The sequence below is a fragment of the Leptospira kobayashii genome, from assembly GCF_003114835.2.
GTDB lineage: Bacteria > Spirochaetota > Leptospiria > Leptospirales > Leptospiraceae > Leptospira_A > Leptospira_A kobayashii.
On sequence record NZ_AP025028.1, the window covers coordinates 2,070,877 to 2,089,630 of the forward strand.

At 41.4% G+C, this 18,754-nt stretch carries 19 protein-coding genes; 4 read left to right on the forward strand and 15 right to left on the reverse strand.

Annotated features, from left to right (window positions below; translation table 11 throughout):
• Position 1: 1 nt before the first annotated feature.
• Positions 2-859, reverse strand: a complete 858-nt coding sequence (locus DI077_RS09065; RefSeq protein WP_109019825.1) for a tetrahydrofolate dehydrogenase/cyclohydrolase catalytic domain-containing protein — start codon at positions 857-859, stop codon at positions 2-4.
• 55 nt (positions 860-914) lie between these two features.
• Here DI077_RS09065 and asnS point away from each other — a divergent pair, with 55 nt between their 5' ends.
• Together asnS and DI077_RS09075 are read left to right on the forward strand one after the other, a co-directional pair.
• Positions 915-2,216, forward strand: coding sequence for an asparagine--tRNA ligase (asnS, locus tag DI077_RS09070; RefSeq protein WP_109019985.1), 1,302 nt, complete (start codon positions 915-917; stop codon positions 2,214-2,216).
• 58 nt (positions 2,217-2,274) lie between these two features.
• The gene (locus tag DI077_RS09075) at positions 2,275-3,078 is read left to right on the forward strand and encodes a hypothetical protein (RefSeq protein ID WP_109019826.1); all 804 of its coding nucleotides are present in this window, start codon (positions 2,275-2,277) and stop codon (positions 3,076-3,078) included.
• Here DI077_RS09075 and DI077_RS09080 read toward each other — a convergent pair.
• From DI077_RS09080 to DI077_RS09105, 6 genes are all read right to left on the reverse strand, one after another.
• Positions 3,041-3,913 (reverse strand): hypothetical protein, encoded by an 873-nt coding sequence (locus DI077_RS09080; protein ID WP_109019827.1) that lies wholly within the window; start codon positions 3,911-3,913, stop codon positions 3,041-3,043. The two genes, DI077_RS09075 and DI077_RS09080, sit on opposite strands and share 38 nt — an antisense overlap.
• Positions 3,910-5,910, reverse strand: coding sequence for an ATP-dependent DNA helicase (locus DI077_RS09085; RefSeq protein ID WP_242935140.1), 2,001 nt, complete (start codon positions 5,908-5,910; stop codon positions 3,910-3,912). The genes DI077_RS09080 and DI077_RS09085 overlap by 4 nt, the downstream gene beginning before the upstream one ends.
• Before the next feature lie 114 nt (positions 5,911-6,024).
• Positions 6,025-7,617 carry a sodium-dependent transporter gene (locus DI077_RS09090; protein WP_109019828.1) on the reverse strand — a complete coding sequence of 531 codons (1,593 nt, stop codon included), beginning with the start codon at positions 7,615-7,617 and terminating at the stop codon, positions 6,025-6,027.
• 115 nt (positions 7,618-7,732) lie between these two features.
• Entirely contained in the window at positions 7,733-8,134 is a 402-nt protein-coding gene (locus DI077_RS09095) for a helix-turn-helix domain-containing protein (protein ID WP_109019987.1), read from the reverse strand.
• Between the two features lie 108 nt (positions 8,135-8,242).
• Positions 8,243-9,763: an LIC12015 family putative lipoprotein gene (locus tag DI077_RS09100; RefSeq protein ID WP_109019829.1), complete on the reverse strand. Its 1,521-nt coding sequence runs from the start codon at positions 9,761-9,763 to the stop codon at positions 8,243-8,245.
• Between the two features lie 31 nt (positions 9,764-9,794).
• On the reverse strand, positions 9,795-10,112 hold the full coding sequence (locus tag DI077_RS09105) for a hypothetical protein (RefSeq protein WP_109019830.1): 318 nt from the start codon (positions 10,110-10,112) through the stop codon (positions 9,795-9,797).
• 76 nt (positions 10,113-10,188) lie between these two features.
• Here DI077_RS09105 and DI077_RS09110 point away from each other — a divergent pair, with 76 nt between their 5' ends.
• Both DI077_RS09110 and DI077_RS09115 read left to right on the forward strand, forming a co-directional pair.
• Complete coding sequence (locus DI077_RS09110) at positions 10,189-10,545, forward strand: STAS domain-containing protein (RefSeq protein WP_109019831.1); 357 nt, start codon at positions 10,189-10,191, stop codon at positions 10,543-10,545.
• A 6-nt stretch (positions 10,546-10,551) separates the two neighbouring features.
• Positions 10,552-11,304 (forward strand): diacylglycerol/polyprenol kinase family protein, encoded by a 753-nt coding sequence (locus DI077_RS09115; protein WP_109019832.1) that lies wholly within the window; start codon positions 10,552-10,554, stop codon positions 11,302-11,304.
• 41 nt (positions 11,305-11,345) lie between these two features.
• On the opposite strand, the gene DI077_RS09120 is transcribed toward DI077_RS09115, so the two are convergent.
• From DI077_RS09120 to eno, 8 genes are all read right to left on the reverse strand, one after another.
• On the reverse strand, positions 11,346-11,900 hold the full coding sequence (locus DI077_RS09120) for a hypothetical protein (RefSeq protein ID WP_135354866.1): 555 nt from the start codon (positions 11,898-11,900) through the stop codon (positions 11,346-11,348).
• A gap of 24 nt (positions 11,901-11,924) precedes the next feature.
• On the reverse strand, positions 11,925-12,473 hold the full coding sequence (locus tag DI077_RS09125; protein ID WP_174705629.1) for a DUF4416 family protein: 549 nt from the start codon (positions 12,471-12,473) through the stop codon (positions 11,925-11,927).
• Positions 12,473-13,846 (reverse strand): TldD/PmbA family protein, encoded by a 1,374-nt coding sequence (locus DI077_RS09130; protein ID WP_109019834.1) that lies wholly within the window; start codon positions 13,844-13,846, stop codon positions 12,473-12,475. The genes DI077_RS09125 and DI077_RS09130 overlap by 1 nt, the downstream gene beginning before the upstream one ends.
• Before the next feature lie 3 nt (positions 13,847-13,849).
• The gene (locus tag DI077_RS09135) at positions 13,850-15,235 is read right to left on the reverse strand and encodes a TldD/PmbA family protein (RefSeq protein WP_109019835.1); all 1,386 of its coding nucleotides are present in this window, start codon (positions 15,233-15,235) and stop codon (positions 13,850-13,852) included.
• Between the two features lie 19 nt (positions 15,236-15,254).
• A complete protein-coding gene (locus DI077_RS09140) occupies positions 15,255-16,184 on the reverse strand; it encodes a YheT family hydrolase (protein WP_109019989.1) in 930 nt (309 codons plus the stop codon).
• An 82-nt stretch (positions 16,185-16,266) separates the two neighbouring features.
• Positions 16,267-16,875, reverse strand: a complete 609-nt coding sequence (locus DI077_RS09145; protein ID WP_109019836.1) for a ClpP family protease — start codon at positions 16,873-16,875, stop codon at positions 16,267-16,269.
• A gap of 1 nt (position 16,876) precedes the next feature.
• The gene (locus DI077_RS09150) at positions 16,877-17,338 is read right to left on the reverse strand and encodes an FtsB family cell division protein (RefSeq protein ID WP_109019837.1); all 462 of its coding nucleotides are present in this window, start codon (positions 17,336-17,338) and stop codon (positions 16,877-16,879) included.
• A gap of 1 nt (position 17,339) precedes the next feature.
• Positions 17,340-18,641, reverse strand: a complete 1,302-nt coding sequence (eno, locus tag DI077_RS09155) for a phosphopyruvate hydratase (RefSeq protein WP_109019838.1) — start codon at positions 18,639-18,641, stop codon at positions 17,340-17,342.
• Positions 18,642-18,754: the final 113 nt, after the last annotated feature.

Sequence of the window (18,754 nt, forward strand, 5' to 3'; positions counted from 1 at the left end):
TTTATCTGGCTAACGGTGGTGAAAATTTTCCCTGATAGGAATATAAAGTCTGAAGTAACAACACTGCAATCGTCATCGGTCCGACTCCGCCGGGAACTGGTGTGTAATAAGAAGACTTATCCTTCGCAACTGAAATTTGAATGTCTCCCACATTACCTACGTTATAGCCTGCATCAAGCAGAACCGCTCCCTCTTTGATCCAATCCGCTTGGATGAATTCGGGTTTTCCCACGGCACCGACTACAATGTCGGCTTGTTTTACAAGCTCGGGAAGATTTTTTGTTTTGGAATGGCAAAGTGTAACGGTAGCATCCAGATTGGTCAACATAACCGCCATCGGCTTACCAAGGATAGGTGATCGTCCTACCACGACCGCGTGTTTGCCTGCAACTTCAATTCCATATTCCTGTAAAAGTAAAATCATTCCGTAAGGTGTGCATGGAAAATAAGCCGCCTTATTCATGGAAAGTTTCCCAAACGAGTTCGTAGTCACGCCATCCACATCTTTTTCAGGTAAGATGGCATCAAAACAAGCTCTCTCATCAATCCCGTGAGGGACCGGGTGTTGCAATAGGATTCCATGAACGGAAGGATCGTCATTCAACTTACCAATTTCAACTAACAACTCTTCTGTGGTTGTCGATTGGGGAAGGCGGACGTATTTGGAAAGAATTCCCACCGCATGACATGCCTTCACCTTCATGCTCACATAGGTTTCGGAAGCCGGGTTATCACCGACTAGAATGGTCGCCAGAGTCGGTGGATTTTTTCCTGGGCCGGATTTTTTAAGTTCATTTGCGATTCCGTCTTTAATCTTTGCGGAAATCGCTTTACCGTCGAGTAGGGTGGGAGATTTCATTCAGTTAAGTTCAAAATTTCAAAGAAAATCGAACTGGCAAACAGAAAAACCATCCATGTCTCATACTTCGACAACGCTCGCAGAAAATACTCCTCCCACCTCAGCACCCCAAGAAGTTCTGGGCTGGGTTCACGGAATCCGTGGAAACAACCATGTGCAATTCCTTCAATTTAGAACCAATGGAAAGATCATTCAGGTCGTTATAGAAAAGGAAAAATTGGGGGAAGAAACCTTCAAATTCCTGAAAACCATCCCTCAGGAGACATCCTTACGGATCTTAGGAAGTTATTCGGAAAATCCCAAAGCTCCGGGGGGCAGGGAACTAGTCCTCGGGTCCTTTGATATCATTGGAACTTCGGGAAATTATCCGATTACCCCCAAAGAACACGGACCTGATTTTTTACACAACCACCGCCATCTTTGGCTCCGTTCCAAACGACAGATAGCGATCCTGAAAGTCCGCTCGGAACTTTCTTTCGCCATCCGGGAGTTTTTCAGAAACGAAGAATACACTTTGATCGATACTCCGATCCTAACCGGTTCCGTAGGTGAATCCGCAGGAACCTTATTCTCCACAGAATACTTCGATTTAGGACAAGCTTATCTTGCTCAAACGGGACAGCTCTATCTGGAAACTGCAGCTTTTTCCCATTCCAAAGTGTATTGTTTCGGCCCTACATTTCGGGCGGAAAAAAGCAAAACAAGAAGACATCTAACTGAGTTTTGGATGCTGGAAGCGGAAACGGCATTTCTGAATAACGAAGAAAATATTTCCTTTCAGGACCGTTTCATCCGAACCCTTGTAGAGACTGTAGCCAAAAGATGCCTCCCTGAATTGCAAATCCTTGAGAGAGATGTAGATTCCTTGTTTGCGTCCGTCCGGTCTTCGTTTCCAAAGATCGACTATTCGGAAGCTATTTCCATCTTACAATCCAAAGGGGAAAGCATAGAATGGGGAGAAGATATCAATGCGGAAAGAGAAACAATTCTCACGGAACATTTCAAAAGCGCATTGTTTATTAAAAATTACCCTCGCGCCATCAAAGCTTTCTATATGAAACAAAACCCGGAAGACCCGAGAACGGTTCTATGTGCCGACTTGATCGTTCCCGATGTAGGGGAAATCATAGGCGGATCGGAAAGGGAAGAAAGTTACGATAAAATTGTGGAACGAATCAAAGAAGAAAATCTACCGATTGAATCCTACGACTGGTATTTGGACCTTCGTAAATTCGGCTCCGTTCCTCATTCCGGCTTTGGAATGGGCCAGGAACGCATTTTGGCATGGATTTGCGGACTTCCCCATGTCAGGGAATGTATTCCTTTTCCCAGAATGATTTATAGACTACATCCCTAAAAATTTATTTCAGGGAATCACTACAAAAAAGCCGATCATCTCCATAGCGAGGTGATCCATGGCGCAACAAGCAACACAAGTTCAAAACCTTACTATCGAGCAAGAAGCGTGGGATCTGTTCGAAGTTGGTTCCAATGAAGAAGTCCTTTATTTGGCGAAAAACAATCCTAGTAATCATTATCTACAACATCTTAGTTTCCTAGCGTTCTTTGAAGTGTCCGGGAAAAGTATAAATCCCAGCCCCAAAGGAATTTCAGTTTTATCCCCCATGGTGGAAGCGCTGGTAAATTTCGGAATGGGAAAAGATAAAGAAGCTGCAAAACAGGTCTCTCTTTATTTCAATTCGGGAAACTCTCCTATCTGTTATGCGATCGTAAATCTTGCCCTCAAAATTTATTTCAGATCGGAAAACTTTGCGGAAGCAAAATCGATCTTAAGCGCGTACAAAAAGAAATATAACGATACGACTTTCATCAAGGAAGAAATCACAAGCACGTATCACTTACGTAAATACGAAGAAGTGATCAAATTGTTCCGCGAAAACATCAAGCTTCTGAATGACGTTGAAATGCATAAAATGGTAGGAATGTCCTTACTGTTTTTGGATCGTCATAAGGAAGCAAATGTAATCTTCGAAAACATTCCGGGGAAATTGCAACTTCCTAGTTTTGAGGAAAAAAAATCTTCTTACTCGCTTGTATTTTCCAAAATCAGCAATCTGGAAAGTCGCGTTTCGGAATTAACCGCAAGAGAATTGGAAGATATGGGATTTGCTTATCTATTCCACGGAGAATATGAAAAAGCGGAAAAAACTTTTCTATCTCTTACTTCGAAACTAAAATCATCACTCTGCAACGTGTAAGATTCTTTCTTGAATCTGGGTGGCTAAGTAGTTTAGCCACCTCGTCACTCGGTAAAATCAAATCGGTTGCGTTTTTGCCGGCCAATCCCAAAGCTAAGACGAAAAAGGGATTTTTCCCGACCCTTTTTTCCAAATAACGTTCGTTATTATCAGTTCTATAAACCACATAACCTGTTTCGATTGCATAGGATTCTTTTACATATACGGGTGAGTAAATATCAAGGCCTCTGTCCGATTGAATCTTGGGAAACAGGGACTGACGCAAATTCAAATGTCTCGCATCCACGACAAGGCCGGTAAAAGCAACAGGAAGTACGGATTCATTGAAAATAGGAATCTCTTCCGTTCCGTATTCCATAGGAAGATAAGCAAGTAATCCTTGTTTTGTGGCTAAATGAAGACTCGCTTTTGATTCCAAAATGTTTTTTTTAGGTTGGAAATCATATGTTTCTTTTTCTTCGCTGATGAAGGAATTGATCCGGGAACGAACAGTTGGATTACTCCCCGAATATTCGAATAAAGTATGATCAGAATTCAAAAATAAGGACTCTATCCTTTGACTCAGCCTCATCCTTAACTTTTCTTTCGCTTTTTTACGGGCAAGTAGATCCGATCTACCTTTGTTCGTAGCAGTTCCCGGTTTTCCGAAATCGGGATCATCCTCATCAAAGACGATTTTCGGTAAAGGTTCATTGATTTTTGCAGTGACCGTCAATTCATACCAATTGGTTTCGGTTTGAAAAAAATCCCTGTCCACGGAACTTTCCGCATAACCGGAAAAAGATCCTACGGATAGAATCGTAAAGATTGTCAGAACAAAACTTTTTCTCTTCATACTTTCATCTTCGGTAGATTATTGAATTTTCTTTCCAGTTCCGGAAATTCCGTTACAACGGGAACACCTTTGGGAAGACTTTGGATTACATTTTTACCATAGGATTTCGTATGCACCCTCGGGTCCAGAATGCTTACCATCCCCGTATCAAAGGATGAGCGGATCAATCTTCCGAAACCCTGGCGGAGAAGTAAGCAGGTCTTCGGTACTTGCATTTCCCAAAAAGGACTTTTGCCTTCCTTCTCCATATCTTCCATTTTTGCCTGCAACACAGGTTCCGTCGGAACCTGGAAAGGAAGTTTGGTGATGATTACATTTCTAAGTTTATCGCCTTTGATATCGATCCCTTGCCAAAAACTGGAAACTCCGAATAAAACACTTTGTTCCGTTTGCATAAATTCCCTTTTCGCTTGGATCGGGCCCAAGTGGACTTGAGAAAAAAGCGGGAAATCCAATTTGTCCACCAAATCTTCGTAAACCTCACTCAAAAGTTTATTGGAAGTGAATAATACGAATGCGTCTCCCTTCGATAATTTAATCAGTTTTTCCACCCAGAAACTAACATCGATTTTATTTCGACGAGGGTCCGAGACCGGATCCGCTACTTGCTTCGGAACAAATAAAACCGAATGTGTGTTATATGCAAATGGAGAAGCGAGGGTTTTCGTTTGCACATCTTTTGTTCCGATCTCTTTCAGGAAATATTGGAAGTTTCCCGGAGTAGGGGACAAAGTTGCAGAAGTCATAACAACCGATTCCATATTGGGAAAAAGGGACTTGGACAAAATTTCTTCCGTGTTTTTCGGTTGGGAATATAAGTGATAATAGCGGTCTTTTGCAGTCTGATTCGGAGCTTCGATCCAAAATACCAGATTTGAATTTTTCTTTGTACGAAACTCTTCCACAAAAGCTGCTGCTTTTTTGGTTTGAGTGCCTACCATTTCCAAAGCCAAAGCGATTTCTTTTTCATCGTTATCATCGCTATCTTTTTTATACTTTTCCAACATCCCCAAACAGATTTCGGAAAGATCATACAAAGAATCTTCCAAAGCGCCATCGTCTGCTTTGATGCGGCTGGTATGCCGGAAGGAAAATTGAAAATTCAAAGGGATTTCGGAAAACAACAATCGGAAAAAATCGGAAGCGTAACTCTCCGCCTTTTGAATGGCGTCTGCAACGATGTCTTTCTTTTTGTCGGGAAGTTTGGAAGCAAAACCTGTTTTCTTTTCGGGATGGTAGAGATAATGAAGTAGGTTGATCAGAAGCTCATATTTCAACTCGGAGCCGAATGCTTTTCCCACAGCCTCGGGAAAAGAATGCGCTTCATCGATCACCAAATGTTGAAAAGGTGGTAAAATCCGAAAATCACCTGCCAAATGACTTGCTAGCAAATGGTGATTAATGATCAGTATATTCGCTTTTTTCCATTTTTCCTTTTCTAAAAAATAATAAGAAGAGGAAAAATTGGGACAATTTCTGGATAAACAGTTCTCAGACTCACGGCCTACGGAATTCCAAAAAGACCCGGAAACAAAACCTTCATACTCGGAACGAATTCCCGTTTCCGTTGCCCTTTCCCATTTTACGAACTGATCGATTTCCCTTTCCATTTCCGGACCGAAATCTCCCCGATCCATGATCTTACCGTATTTTCTTTTACAAAGATAATTGTTCGCTCCCAAAGCAACATGAGCACGGACTTCCTGTCCGATCGCTTCACTCACAAGTGCTATGTCTTTTTTTAGAATCTGATCTTGTAAGGATTTTGTTTCTGTGGAAATGGCAACGATACAATCATTTTCGATGGAATAGAGGGCCGCAGGAATCAAATAAGCGAGTGATTTTCCAACTCCTGTCCCCGCTTCCACAGCCAGAGATTCTCCTTTTAGTAGAGCTGACTCCACAGCGACAGCCATGGAAACTTGTTCCGGCCTAGCTTCATAATCTTTCCAAAGTTTAGGTAAGGATTTTGCGAATATATCTTGGGTATTGGACAAATTATTCCCTGTTTTTAACTAGATGATAAATACAATAAATGCAAATCGAACAAACCAGTACAATTGAAGTACACATAATCAATATGCCTTGCCAATTCATAACTACCGGTTCGTTCATGCAGGATTTCCTTGGCTTCTCTTAGACAGTGCCCGGCTCACGGTAAAATACAATAATATGAAAACTGCGACTAGTCCCAAAACCACATAACGTGCGATATAGGCTTTTGTTTCCGCATCGGTTACATTTTCCCCCTTATTCGAAGCGATCTGACCCATTTTTTCAGGACTCATCTTGTCCAGATACTCCGGCAAATTCATATAACAAAAGGAGATAAACACGAATAACAAAAACCAGGGAGTGACATACTTCATCAGAAACCGAATGCTTTTCGGAAAAGGAATCAGGGAGCCCTGGTTGGCATCATTCACTCCCCGATCCACCCCGATTTTAAAATAGAATACGAAAATCTGGATCGATGCGAGTATATAGATCATAATCGTTCCGATATAAAAATCCGCGATATCCAGAGCGGCAAAATCCTTATTGAAATAAACAATCGGCAAACAAAGGCTAAATGTAAATAAAAACAGGATGAAAGAAGACTTTCTTTTGCTGAAACCGAAACCTTCTTCCAAAAACAGAATTCCAGGCTGGAGCATGGTAATGGAAGAGGTGAGCGCCGCAAGAAAAAGCACAAAATACCAAAGAGCGCCGAAAAGATTTCCCCCGGGCATCATGCTAAACACGGCAGGGAGTGCGATAAAACCCATTCCGAAAGTCCCGAAAGAAGTAACAGTCGCCCCCAAAAACAAAAATGCCACAGGAATGGTAATCATACCACCAAATACTACTTCTGCGAACTCATTCAAAGATGCGGAGGAAAGACTGGATAAAACAACATCGTCTTTTTTCTTCAAAAAACTGGAAAATACAAGTGCGATACCGAATCCAGTGGAAAGGGAAAAAAAGATCTGCCCCGCCGCATTGATCCAAACCTTAGGTTCCTTCAAAGTCGACCAATCAGGATTCCACATAACCGCGAGGCCGGACTCGATTCCGGGAATGGTCAATACACGAATGAGTACGATCGTGGAACAAATCCCCATAAGTGGCATCGCTAATTTCGCAAATGCTTCCAGTCCTTTGGAAAGTCCACGATATACCAAATAAAAATTAAATGCAAAACAGAGTAAAAAGAAAATCAGGATGGAACTTTCGAAAGAAGCTCCATTTTCTTTAGCACCGGTTAGATTTAGGAAAAAATCGGAGGATTGCGAAATGATTTCTTTTTGTTCCGCAATATTGCCCGCTGCAGTTCTCCCCAATTCCAGTCCGCCGACTAAAAAGTAATAAACGTAAGCAAGACACCAGGATTCAATGAATACGTAATATACATAGATCATCACAGGGATCATGACCCCGATGGTTCCCGTGATCTTCAAAGAATATCCTTTCAAATACTCTTTGAAGATAAAAGGAGAACTATGCCCGTGTTTTCCTCCCATCCTTCCCATCGTCCATTCCGCCAAACAGACAGGAATACCTAACACAATAAAGCTGATGATGTAGGGAACCATAAAGGCACCACCACCGTTTTGGACAGCTTGTCCCGGAAAACGTAGGAAATTGCCAAGACCTATGGCACCGCTAGCAACTGCGAGTATGAGCCCGATTCGGGTGGCCCATCCATCATGAGAAGAATTCATCAAGGACTATAAGAAGTGAAGGAAGGTATGTGACAAAATCTTTTTCAAAAGATTTTGGAAAAAGAAAGAAGCAGGAAGGAAATTCCGACCTGCTTATATTTTTAGCTAGTTGTAACTATTTTGAGGCGAGGAAAAGATCGCCCTTTTCCATCTTAAGCACTTTAGAAACCAGAGTTTTAAAATCTTCCGGTGGCTCCAAAAGCCCAAGTTCTACCTTGGAAAGGAAAGGAGTCGAAACTTTTAATTTCTTAGCGAAATCATACTGTTTGATTCCCATCTCTCTTCGGACAGCCCAAAGTTTGTTCTTCAATCCATTGGCAAATTCAGGATAGATGTCTTCCACGAGATTCTCATTAAAAAGCTTATCCACCGATGTCTTTAGATACTTAGCACATGAGGTTTTGAATTTTTCCGTAGGCTCTTGGGCACCTGTTTCGATTTTTGATAGATAACTCGGAGAAACGCCGAGAGCGCGAGCCATATCATACTGTTTAACTCCGCGCTTTTTACGCAGCATATAAATGTGATTATTCATTTTACCCTCTAACTACAGACTAGGTCTAAAGTAACAAAAAACAAGAAAAAAATTTAATAAAAAACTTATTTTCCTGTTTGTCATAAATTCTTATAATGTAACTTCTTTTAAGCGATCTTGAGCTACTTTTAAGTTGTAAGTAGTCTTAAGACCGGAAATCTTTTGCTCTACAAAAGCGTTCCTTTGCGCCCCTTCCATCTCGGATTTGATTCTTTCCCGAACTTGTGCGTAGCTCTGAGTGATTCTATTCTGAGGATTTTTGGGATCGGGTGTGGAATATGCATAAAGTTTGCCTGCTTCGTAGGAATCTCGTAGCTGTTGTTCCGTAACGTTTACAGGTACAGATTTCACTTCATCCTGAAATGCTTTTAAAGCGAGAGAAACTCTCATTTTATCCAATTGCATAAGGTAACTGGTTTCTTTGGAAATTTTTTGCACTTCCGGAGTTTCTTGCGCAATTTTGCCCTGCAATAAGGTGGATTGGAAGAGGTTTAGCATATCCCATATTTTTAATTTAGGATCTTTGTATTCTGATTTCAAAGCGTTTGGAACGGATGCAAAATCATTTTCCAAATCTTTCCAAGTATAAGTGGATTTATCCTTTTTAGTATAGAGAACCAAATCGGGCCCGTAATTTTTAGGATCAATTCCTTCCGGCCCGAATACAGGAGGAATCGGATTCACTTCAATTCCGCTCACCTCTTTCAATCGAGTCATTTCCTTTTGGTAGAGACCTTGTTCGAATTGTTTTAAAGTATGTTGTGCGAACTGTTGTCCTTTCTCTTCCAAATTCCCTTCCGTAAAATAGCTGATTGCATTTTTAGTTTCTTCGTCGGGAGTGATGGATGCGCCATACTTGGTTGCTTCGTCTTTAAAGTCTTCAAATACGGAAGTTAGGTATTTTACGACTCTCTCAGGGTGAACCTTTTCATCTCCTGTGATACGCACCAGATAGATGATTTGATTTTCCTTTTCTTTGCTGTATTTTACGAACTGACCTTTTTTTACCTTTCTTGCTTCCGAGATGATATCTTCCAAAGGAGTGATGCTGCAATTTACACAAAATGGTTCTAATTTTCCACCCACAGGTTTACGGGTTACATCGGCAGTATTTTCAGAGATCAATTTGCTAACTTCCGCTTTGGATGCGGAATTCAATTTAGAAAGTAACTCATCCGCTTTTTTCTCATTTTCAGCCGGGTCTGCACCTCGAATCAAAGCAATTTGCAAATCTACAAATTCGAGAGGTTTTGTTTTAACCGCTTCTTTTGTATATTCACGCATATAAACATTGAATTTTAAAAAATCAGACACAAGTGTTTCTATTTTTTTTACATCGGCAGGATCTACCTTTTTGGATTGAATCCCATCCAAGAGTAGAATTTTTTCAAGAGCGATGCTTTCCAAAATTTTTAGTTGGATATCGGGACTGACCGGTTGCGATTCCGCTTGTCCTCTTTTGGAGGCTTCAATCACAAAGTTCATTTCTCCGCGAGTTACCGTTCCGCCATCATAGGTAGCTAGAATTTCAGAGTCCTTGGAACACTGAACTAAACTTAGGGTGCTTATTCCTATCAATAGATAAGCCAAAAAATGTTTCTTAAAATTCATTCGATTTCCTTTTATTTTAAATGAGAAAAGATCAATATTTGCGAACCGGTTTGTCGGTTTTCTTTTTATCGGAAGAGGAGGGAGTTTCCGTTTCGGGGGAAGAAGTAAAATTTCCTTTGGGGGATCTGTCCAATTTTCCGGAAAGACTGTCTGGTATTTGAGAAATGGAAATTTTCAGAATTTCGGATTTTTGTTCTTCCAGTTTGTGCATTTCTGCTTGGAAGGATTCCCGTAAAATGGGGGAATATTCCCTATCTTCTGCGATGCGATCCGTGAGCTTTTTTAATTCCACACCATCACGCTCAATTTCCTCTAATTTTTTAAAGAGATGAGCTACTTTTGCCTTCAAACTTGGGTCTCCATCCAAAAGTTTTTATTTACTTGCCAGGGAGTGCAAGAATGAAAAATGAAATTGCGAAAAATTTATGAGTCTCGACGAACTAGTCGTTGCCACTGAAAAAATAGATACTGTTTACGTGACCAAATTGCAGGGCAATTTGAACAATTTTACAGCCACAAAATGCATTCAGTCCGTGACATCCTCTCTCAAACACGGTCCGGTCATCCTGGATTTGGAGGAATTGAATATGGTGACTACCCAAGGGATCCAAGCCTTCCGTACTCTCAATGAGGAATCCTTCCTTCAAAAACATAAAATCATTCTCATCAATATCCCTGCTTCCATAAGGCAAGCATTCCAAATGGCGGGGATTAGAAATCTATTTCCGATTGCGACGAACGAAGAGGGGGCTTTTAAAATGGCAACCCGAGGATTAAGGTAGAAGAATTTGTCTGATAAAAACGGTTTTAACTTTTCCAGGAAAATTTGGCATGTATTGGGGCTCATTATCCCTGTTAGTTTGTATCTGGATTTATTCCGAGACTATAACGGATTTGTCTATGCCAGCCGTGCTGTCATAGTTACTTACTTGGGAATTTTTCTTTTCCTACTTGTGATTTTGGAATCGATCCGACTCACTTCCTCGTCTTTCGAAGCGTTTTTCTTCAAATATTTCGGGTTCTTAATGAAAGAATCGGAACGCACCAGATTCAACGGAACAGTTCCTTATTTTTTTGCAAACTTCCTGGTGGTTTTATTTTTTCCTCCCGAGATTGCAGTGCTTTCCATTCTGTTTCTTGTGATAGGAGATCCGACCGCTGCTTATATAGGATCGAAATATGGCAAAAACCGTTTTTATAACGGAAAATCGAGAGAAGGGATCATTGGATTTTTTGTATCCGCATTTGTTATAGGTTTAATTGTTCTGATTTTATTTACAGTTTCAAAGCCGGAAAGTTTTTTAAGTTTGAAATGGGGGGAAGAAATCTCCTTGTTTCCCATATTGATTTTAGCATTGGGAGTGCTTGCGGCCTGCCTCACGGAATTTTTTTCTTCCACAGTCGCCAAAGGACTGATAGATGACAATCTATTGATACCCATCTCCAGCGCAATCGTCATTTCTTTCTTTTCATTTTTGTTTTTGAGATATATCCCTACGGAATTTTTCTTTTCCCCATTGGATTTATATCTGCAAAAATAGAAAAAGAAGGATGGAATGCGAAAAGGTAGGGTAGTGCGAGTTTAAGGCTTCCACCTAAGATCGATTTCACGGACCAATTGCCCTTTTTTGTCTTTGGGCAATTGATATTCGAATTCCAAAACAAGGCTTAAGCCTTTTCCCAAATTGACTTTCTTTTTTGCCTCGCCGGTATGTCTCTTTTCCTCTTTGAGAAGAGCGCCCAAATAGTGAAAGGAAGCAATCGTGTTTTCACCGAGCTCGAATCCTTCCATTCTTTCTCTCACCCCATTCAAACCTATATAAGCGACGTATTCCTTTCGAATGGAAGATCTCTCTTCCTGCGTGAAATTTCTTTCAAAGGTAAGCAAAAAACCGGGAGTTTCCCTTACTTTAAAATAAAGATAATTGGAAAAATCTTCCCATGACCGTTCCTCTCTTTTCGTTTCCGTACGGGGGATCAAAACAGTTCCGATTTTTTCCTTTGGTTCGATACAGAATACCTTAGAATCGAAATTATCGCATAATAATTGATTTGTGATCCGATTTTCTTTAGAGACTTCGGGATTACAACCGATTAAGAACCAAACCAGGGAAGGTAAAAAGAAGAAGCGATTCAAAATGGGGATTCCAAATGTATACATCTAAGACTTAAACTTATTGTATTCATAGGATTCATGTAAGCTATTAAAAAAATAAACTGATTCTTTTGTTTTGAAAAATCCGGGAGCAGTGTCCAGAACGGAAAACTTTCCTCCCCGAAATACATAGATAATCTCCGAATACACACCTTGGAAAAGATACACTCTGTGAAAATCATCCTTGGATTGGGAAATTACTACATTATGAGAGGTCAAGTAGCCCGGGATGAGGCGCAAAGTGGGATCTTTTTTGCGGAGTGCCGACTGGATCTCAACGCATTCTCTTTTGATCAAAACGAGTTCTTCACGATGGATTCTTTGTAAAAAAGAAAGTATCTTTGTGCTTTTACCGGGCATCTGAGTCAGTCTATCAACATCATCTAACTCCCATTTGGGCATAGGACTGGATTCATAAACCGATTTGGAAAATTTTTTTTCGGTAATGGATTTTAATTCGAAGTAAGTGTCGTCGTTCTGGTAAGATACAATTAGAAAGAAGGAAGCGCCCAGTGGGCGCTCCAAAGTTTCCACAACAATCGGATTAATTGCCATCAGGATGCTCCGGTGATGGTAAATCCTTCCAAAAGCATATAGGGAGCCCAATAGGATTCTCCCAATAGTTCTCCTTCTTTCGAAATGCTTACGATTTGATTGAGTGCTTCATAAACATTTCCTACAACCTGAACTTCCTTCACTGGGGTCTTCACTCCGTTTTCCAAAAGATGACTTCCTTTGATCACCCCGGAAAAATCACCGGAAGGTCCGTCACTTGTTCCGGAAAGTCTATTCACAAATAGAACCTTGTCTTTCATCTTGAAAAAATCATCTTTGTTCGAATCTCCGGGTGCAATCTGAAGTTGTCTCGGGCCGCAACCGGGAAGACTTTGTGCCCCACCCGTAGCAAATCCGTTGGATGCCTTCAGGCCGGCTTTTTTTGCTTCATAGGTATTATAAAAATAAGTATCAAGAACGCCCTGGTTCAAAATGGATTGTTTATGAGTGGCTTGACCTTCCCTATCAAAAGAAGTGGTTCCCGCATAACCTGAAATAGTCGGGTCTTCCCAAATGGAAAGTTTTGAGGAAGCAACTTGTTTCCCCAATTGACCTGCCATCTTACTTTTTCCCTTTCGAATGCTCGTTCCGTTCAAAGAACCGATAAAAGATCCTAGAAAAAAAGAATAAACTGCTTCGGGAGGCAAAAGTATATAACCTTTAAACCCCGGAATGGCCTTCGCGCCCAAGCCACCCATACATTTTTCTCCGAACTCTCGGAAGGCTCTCTCCCATTTTTTTGCAAAGTAGGGGTAATCGTTTCCGCTTGCGGAATCATAATCGAAACTACCTACATCGCTTCCATCGACAGCCATTCCCATAACCGAAGCGGAAATCCCCGCACCCAGCTCGCTTGCATTCACACCTTTGGAGGAAACAATAAGTTTAAATCCTTTGGACAGGGACATATCGCCTGAGTCCAAATTCACTTTCGGAAAAAGTTCTTTTTTCCAACCTAATGTGGTTTTAGCAATTTCAACAAGATGTTCCAAACCCAATGCATCCAAAGATTCATCATATTGATTGGCTCTTTTTTCCAAAGTTTGAGGATCAGGAAGCACCAAATCGGAGTCAGGTGTAGTTTGACTGCGGGCAAGGTCTCTCGCTTCCTGGATGGATTCCCATAGGGTCGGAAAATGATTTGTGGTTAAAAATCCCTGGCTTCCGTTTTCGATCACACGGATTCCGAACATATTTTCTTCCGTGGCAGTGCAGTTGTTCAAATCGTTTTTTTCGAGAGTGACTTCTTCGGCATAACCGTAACTGGAAAATATTTCCACCTGGGAAATCCCGTTGTCTTTTGCTTTTTTGACAAGGGATTCCAGATGATTTTTTTGTTCTTCCAGTTTTTTTTCTATAAAAGCCTTATCCATGAATCAATTACCACCTAACTGAACTTTTGTGCGAACATAAGGTCCACCGGCATCCACTTTCGCAGGTTGTCCTTTTCCACAATGACCGCTCCCCAAATCCCATTTGAATTCTTTGGAAACCATATCGACATTTTGCAATACGTCAAAGGCGAGTCCTGAAACAGTTGCACCTTTCAGTAGTTTTGTGATTTTTCCGTTTTCTATTTTGTAAGCTTTTTGAACGGCGAACATAAATTCACCAGTGGCATCCGCTTGTCCGTTTTTGGCACCGTCTAAAAAATAACCGTTTTTAGTTCCCGCGATCATTTCTTCCAATGAGGAATTACCCGGTAACAAATATGTATTTCTCATCCGAATCAAAGGAACATCCGAGTATTCCCAAGCCCTTGCAGAACCAGTAGGTGCAACATTGAACTTGTGAGCGGTTTCTCTGTTGTGAAGATAGGATTTTAAAATTCCGTCTTGGATGATCATTGTTTTCTGAGGGATCACACCTTCGTCGTCCACAGGAATGGTTCCACCGGCACCTTCGGAGTATTCGGATACACCTGAATCGGCAAGAGATACCAGATCCGAACCGACTCTGGTTCCTATCTTTCCTTGGGCTACGGAACCTGCCAAAACAAAGTCGGCTTCTACGGTGTGACCGATCGCTTCATGCACAAGCAAACCTACGATCGAAGGAGAAAGAATAACAGTAGTTAGTCCTCCATCGGGAAGAGAGGAGGTTAATAAGTCGATGGCGGTTTTACATGCTTCTTCGGAAATATCTTCCGGTTTTTTATCCCGAAAAAGACAATCCCATCCTCCGGTCACTCCGATCGAATGGGAACCGGATTCCAGTTTTCCTTTGTCAGAGGCTACAGCGTTCACACGAAACTCAGGCCGAACCATGGAAAAAAAGCTATCGGCTCCGTCTGTAGTAACGATCGCTTTTTCTTCGTAGATTTCGGAGTAACCGCAACCGACCGACTGTAAGCTTGCGGAAGATTTCAGAGCTTTGTTTTGAACATCCAATACCAAATTTAATTTTTCTTCTACGCTCCGATTTCTGAAATCCTCAATCCCTTTTCCTATAAAATCCCCTTTGGCAAAAAGAGCAGGGGGAAGATTGGAAATTTTTTCTCCCCGAAGAGAAGAGGAAACAGTGGCAGCTTGTTTTGCGATACGAATTGCATTCTGAATGGAAGCTTTCGAAACTTCACCCGTGGATGCAAATCCCCAGGTTCCGTTGTGAAGCACTCTGACTCCCACTCCGCTTCTTTTGCGAAGTGCGGAAGATTCGATTCTTCCTTTTTCGGCAAAAAAGGAACGGTTTTCCTTATGGTGGTAACGAAGTTCTACAAGACCATTTTCTTCACTCAAACATTCTTTTAACAGATCTCTCATATTAGGTCTCCAGGAACTTCTAATTTAATTTTAATAACTTTCTTTGTTTATCGAAAAAATCCATTAGGATCTTAGGAAGCCATCTTCCTTCGGGATAGTCCGGACTTGGGTCGGAAATAAATCCAACATGACCGCCTTTTTCAGTAAGAACGGTTTCTATCTTCGGATATAATTTCCAATCGATCTCATGCCAAACATGGGAGGGAACCACCGGATCATCTTCCGCATGTACGATCAAACAAGGAATCTTAATTCCGGCAAGATAATGAATGCTGGAACAGGTATGATAGTATTCCAAAACATTCTTGTAACCGGCAAGCGGTGCTGTAAAAAAATCATCGAAGTCAAAAAAGGACTTACTTTTAAGAACCCGTTGTATCACCTGATCGGACACATCGTATATACCCGATGCCACTTTGTCTTTCATCGTGGAAAGAAAATGGTTTTTATAAAACAATCCCGCTTTGGAATCGATAAAGTCACAGCTTCTTTTTAAATCCAAAGGAGGTGAGGTCGCAGTGAAAGCCAGTGCCTTTTTGGGACGGCCCTCTCCGAAAAACTTAAGTGCCATATTTGCAGACAGTGAAAATCCGCTTACAAATAAATTCGTAGTAAAAGTTTTGCGCGTAAAATCAAGAACGGTTTCCAGGTCATCCGACTGACCCGCATTATACGGCAATCGGGCAAGTCCGATCCCTTTTCCGCAATTCCGAAGATTGATTCGGATCACTCCGTAACCACGCAGCAGAGCTTCCCGTCCCACGCTCACCATATAATGGGATTCGGAACTACCTTCCATCCCGTGAATTAACACCAGATAGATGCCGTTCCATTTCACCGAGTTTTTTTTGATTTGGGAAAGAGGGGGGTTGTGTTCTACATACAACATATCCCCGGAACGGTCGTTCGTAGGGATAATGATGCTTTCCGAGTAGAACTCTTCCTCCAGAGAATTGTCCGGAGGAAAGAGTACATTATAAACCGTTTGTAGGTGTTTGCCTTCTAAAAATCTTCTAGGGGTAAACGAATGATCAGCCAACGTCTATCGTATTTACAATTTTATCAACGATTCCATAGGCTACGGCTTCATCCGCATCCATATAATTATCGCGATCCGTATCTTCTACCATCTGTTCATAGGTTTTGCCGCAAGCTTCCGCAAGCATTCGATTCAACTTTTCTTTTGTTTTCATGATGTCTTTGGCATGAATCAAAAGATCGGTCGCAGGAGCCTGGAACTGACCACCTATGGAAGGTTGGTGAATCATCACTCTGCCATTCGGCCAAATATAACGATGTCCTTTTTCTCCCCCAATCAGTAGCATAGAGCCCATGGATGCCGCCATACCCATGCAAACCGTGTAAACGGGTGAGGAAATCATCTGCATGGTATCGTAGACTACCATTCCGGAAGTGACAACGCCGCCCGGGCTATTGATATAAAAGGTAATCGGTTTGCCCGGATCCATAAGTTCCAGGTAGAGTAGTTTGTTGGTTATGTCTTTGGAGGTTTCATCAGTAACAGCGCCCCAGAGAAAGATCTTACGTTTCTCTAGAAATTTTTTCCCGATGTTTTTATCGCTGATGAGATCTTGAAGTGTTTCTGTAATTTCTTTTTCTGGTGTTTCTTCTTCTGGCATATTAATTCAGTCTTTTCCCTTTAGACTGGGGAGGCAAGCTTTTCAGCTTCCAATAAACTCCCAGACATAAGAAAACACTGAAAGAAAGATAAAAAAATCTAAGTAAAAATAAAGGCGGTTCTTTCAAAGAAAGATTGGAATTGAGATTCGCTAATTTTGCCGTTTTCGACACTGCCTCATCTTTTGCCAGTTTGGTTTCTTCAAATTTAATTACGTGGGCGTTTTCGGAAAGCAGATAGTATTTGCGTGCTTCCTTTTCCAAAGCATACGAATCATTTTGGAGGCGTTTTTCCTTTTCCTCCAAAACTTGGTTTTCAATGGCAAGCCGCTCGACTTCTTCCGCCACCTTTGTGAACTCCTTTTCCAAAGCTTTTCGTTCTGCCATTCCTGAAGAAGACAAAACTAAGCAATAGAAAACAGTACAAAGATAACAGATGGCTAAAGCGGCTTTGATAGGGGTCATATTATCTCAGATTGTAAAAAGTTTCCTTTCCTGAAAATACTGCCGTTTTTCCCAATTCTTCTTCTATACGAAGAAGTTCATTGTATTTGGCAATCCTGTCCGTGCGGCTGAGAGATCCAGTTTTGATCTGGCCTGCATTGGTTGCCACTGCGATATGAGAAATGGTAGCATCCTCAGTTTCTCCCGATCTATGAGAGATCACTGCGGTATATTGTGCTTTTTTTGCCATTTCGATAGCGCTAAGAGTTTCTGTCAGAGACCCGATTTGATTCACCTTTATCAGGATGGAGTTTCCGATTCCCTTTTGAATCCCTTTGGAAAGTTTTTCAATATTGGTTACGAACAAGTCGTCACCAACCAACTGGATTTTTTTACCCAATTTTTCAGAAAGTTTTTTCCAGCCGGTCCAATCGTTTTCATCCAAACCATCTTCCATAGTAATGATCGGATACTTTGAAACTAAATTTGAGTAGTATTCGATGAGTTCTTCCGCAGTTTTTTCCGGCTTTTTCTCAGCCTTGAGAACATACTTCTTTTTCTTCTCATCATAAAACTCGGAAGCGGCGCAATCCAACCCGATTTTGATGTCAGTGTCAGGTTTGTATCCTGCTTTTTCGATCGCTTGCAAAATCACCTCAATCGCCTCACTATTGCTAGATAGGTTCGGGGCAAATCCGCCTTCGTCGCCCACGGCGGTATTCAAACCTTTGGATTTAAGAACCGACTTCAAGTTATGAAAAACTTCAGCACCCATGCGAAGGGCTTCTTTAAAATTAGGAGCGGAAACAGGAAGGATCATAAATTCCTGGAAATCGATATTATTGTCAGCGTGTGCTCCTCCGTTGATGATATTCATCATAGGAACGGGAAGTTCACGGGCAAAAGATCCTCCGATATAACGATACAGAGGCAAACCTACGTGATTTGCACTTGCTTTAGCAACTGCTAATGAGACTCCCAAAATAGCATTGGCACCTAACTTAGATTTATTGGAAGTTCCGTCGAGACTGATCATTGTCCCGTCGATTGCGATTTGGTCCAGAGCGTTCTGACCGATCAGTGCCTTTGTGATTTTGGAATTTACGTTATCGACCGCTTTGGTAACGCCTTTGCCAAGATATCTTTTTTTATCACCGTCACGAAGTTCTACCGCCTCGTGTTCTCCAGTGGAAGCGCCGGAAGGAACTGCCGCCCGTCCAAAGGAACCATCTTCTAAAGTCACATCCACTTCTACAGTGGGGTTTCCTCGGGAATCCATGATTTCTCGAGCTTTGATGGAACGGATGATTGATTTTTCTGCCATATAGGTCTTCGTTTCTCCTAGGGTTTTCTATGCTTCCATAGTAGGGATTTTTAATGGTCTGACAATAAACTTTTTAGACAATCCTATCCCTTGCGAGAAAATGACTTAAAAAG

Coding starts and splice junctions, on each gene's coding strand:
- DI077_RS09065 (WP_109019825.1), bottom strand. CDS start 859: ATGAAATCTCCCACCCTACTCGACGGTAAAGCGATTTCCGCAAAGATT.
- asnS (WP_109019985.1), top strand. CDS start 915: ATGTCTCATACTTCGACAACGCTCGCAGAAAATACTCCTCCCACCTCA.
- DI077_RS09075 (WP_109019826.1), top strand. CDS start 2,275: ATGGCGCAACAAGCAACACAAGTTCAAAACCTTACTATCGAGCAAGAA.
- DI077_RS09080 (WP_109019827.1), bottom strand. CDS start 3,913: ATGAAGAGAAAAAGTTTTGTTCTGACAATCTTTACGATTCTATCCGTA.
- DI077_RS09090 (WP_109019828.1), bottom strand. CDS start 7,617: ATGAATTCTTCTCATGATGGATGGGCCACCCGAATCGGGCTCATACTC.
- DI077_RS09095 (WP_109019987.1), bottom strand. CDS start 8,134: ATGCTGCGTAAAAAGCGCGGAGTTAAACAGTATGATATGGCTCGCGCT.
- DI077_RS09100 (WP_109019829.1), bottom strand. CDS start 9,763: ATGAATTTTAAGAAACATTTTTTGGCTTATCTATTGATAGGAATAAGC.
- DI077_RS09110 (WP_109019831.1), top strand. CDS start 10,189: ATGAGTCTCGACGAACTAGTCGTTGCCACTGAAAAAATAGATACTGTT.
- DI077_RS09125 (WP_174705629.1), bottom strand. CDS start 12,473: ATGGCAATTAATCCGATTGTTGTGGAAACTTTGGAGCGCCCACTGGGC.
- DI077_RS09130 (WP_109019834.1), bottom strand. CDS start 13,846: ATGGATAAGGCTTTTATAGAAAAAAAACTGGAAGAACAAAAAAATCAT.
- DI077_RS09135 (WP_109019835.1), bottom strand. CDS start 15,235: ATGAGAGATCTGTTAAAAGAATGTTTGAGTGAAGAAAATGGTCTTGTA.
- DI077_RS09145 (WP_109019836.1), bottom strand. CDS start 16,875: ATGCCAGAAGAAGAAACACCAGAAAAAGAAATTACAGAAACACTTCAA.
- DI077_RS09150 (WP_109019837.1), bottom strand. CDS start 17,338: ATGACCCCTATCAAAGCCGCTTTAGCCATCTGTTATCTTTGTACTGTT.
- eno (WP_109019838.1), bottom strand. CDS start 18,641: ATGGCAGAAAAATCAATCATCCGTTCCATCAAAGCTCGAGAAATCATG.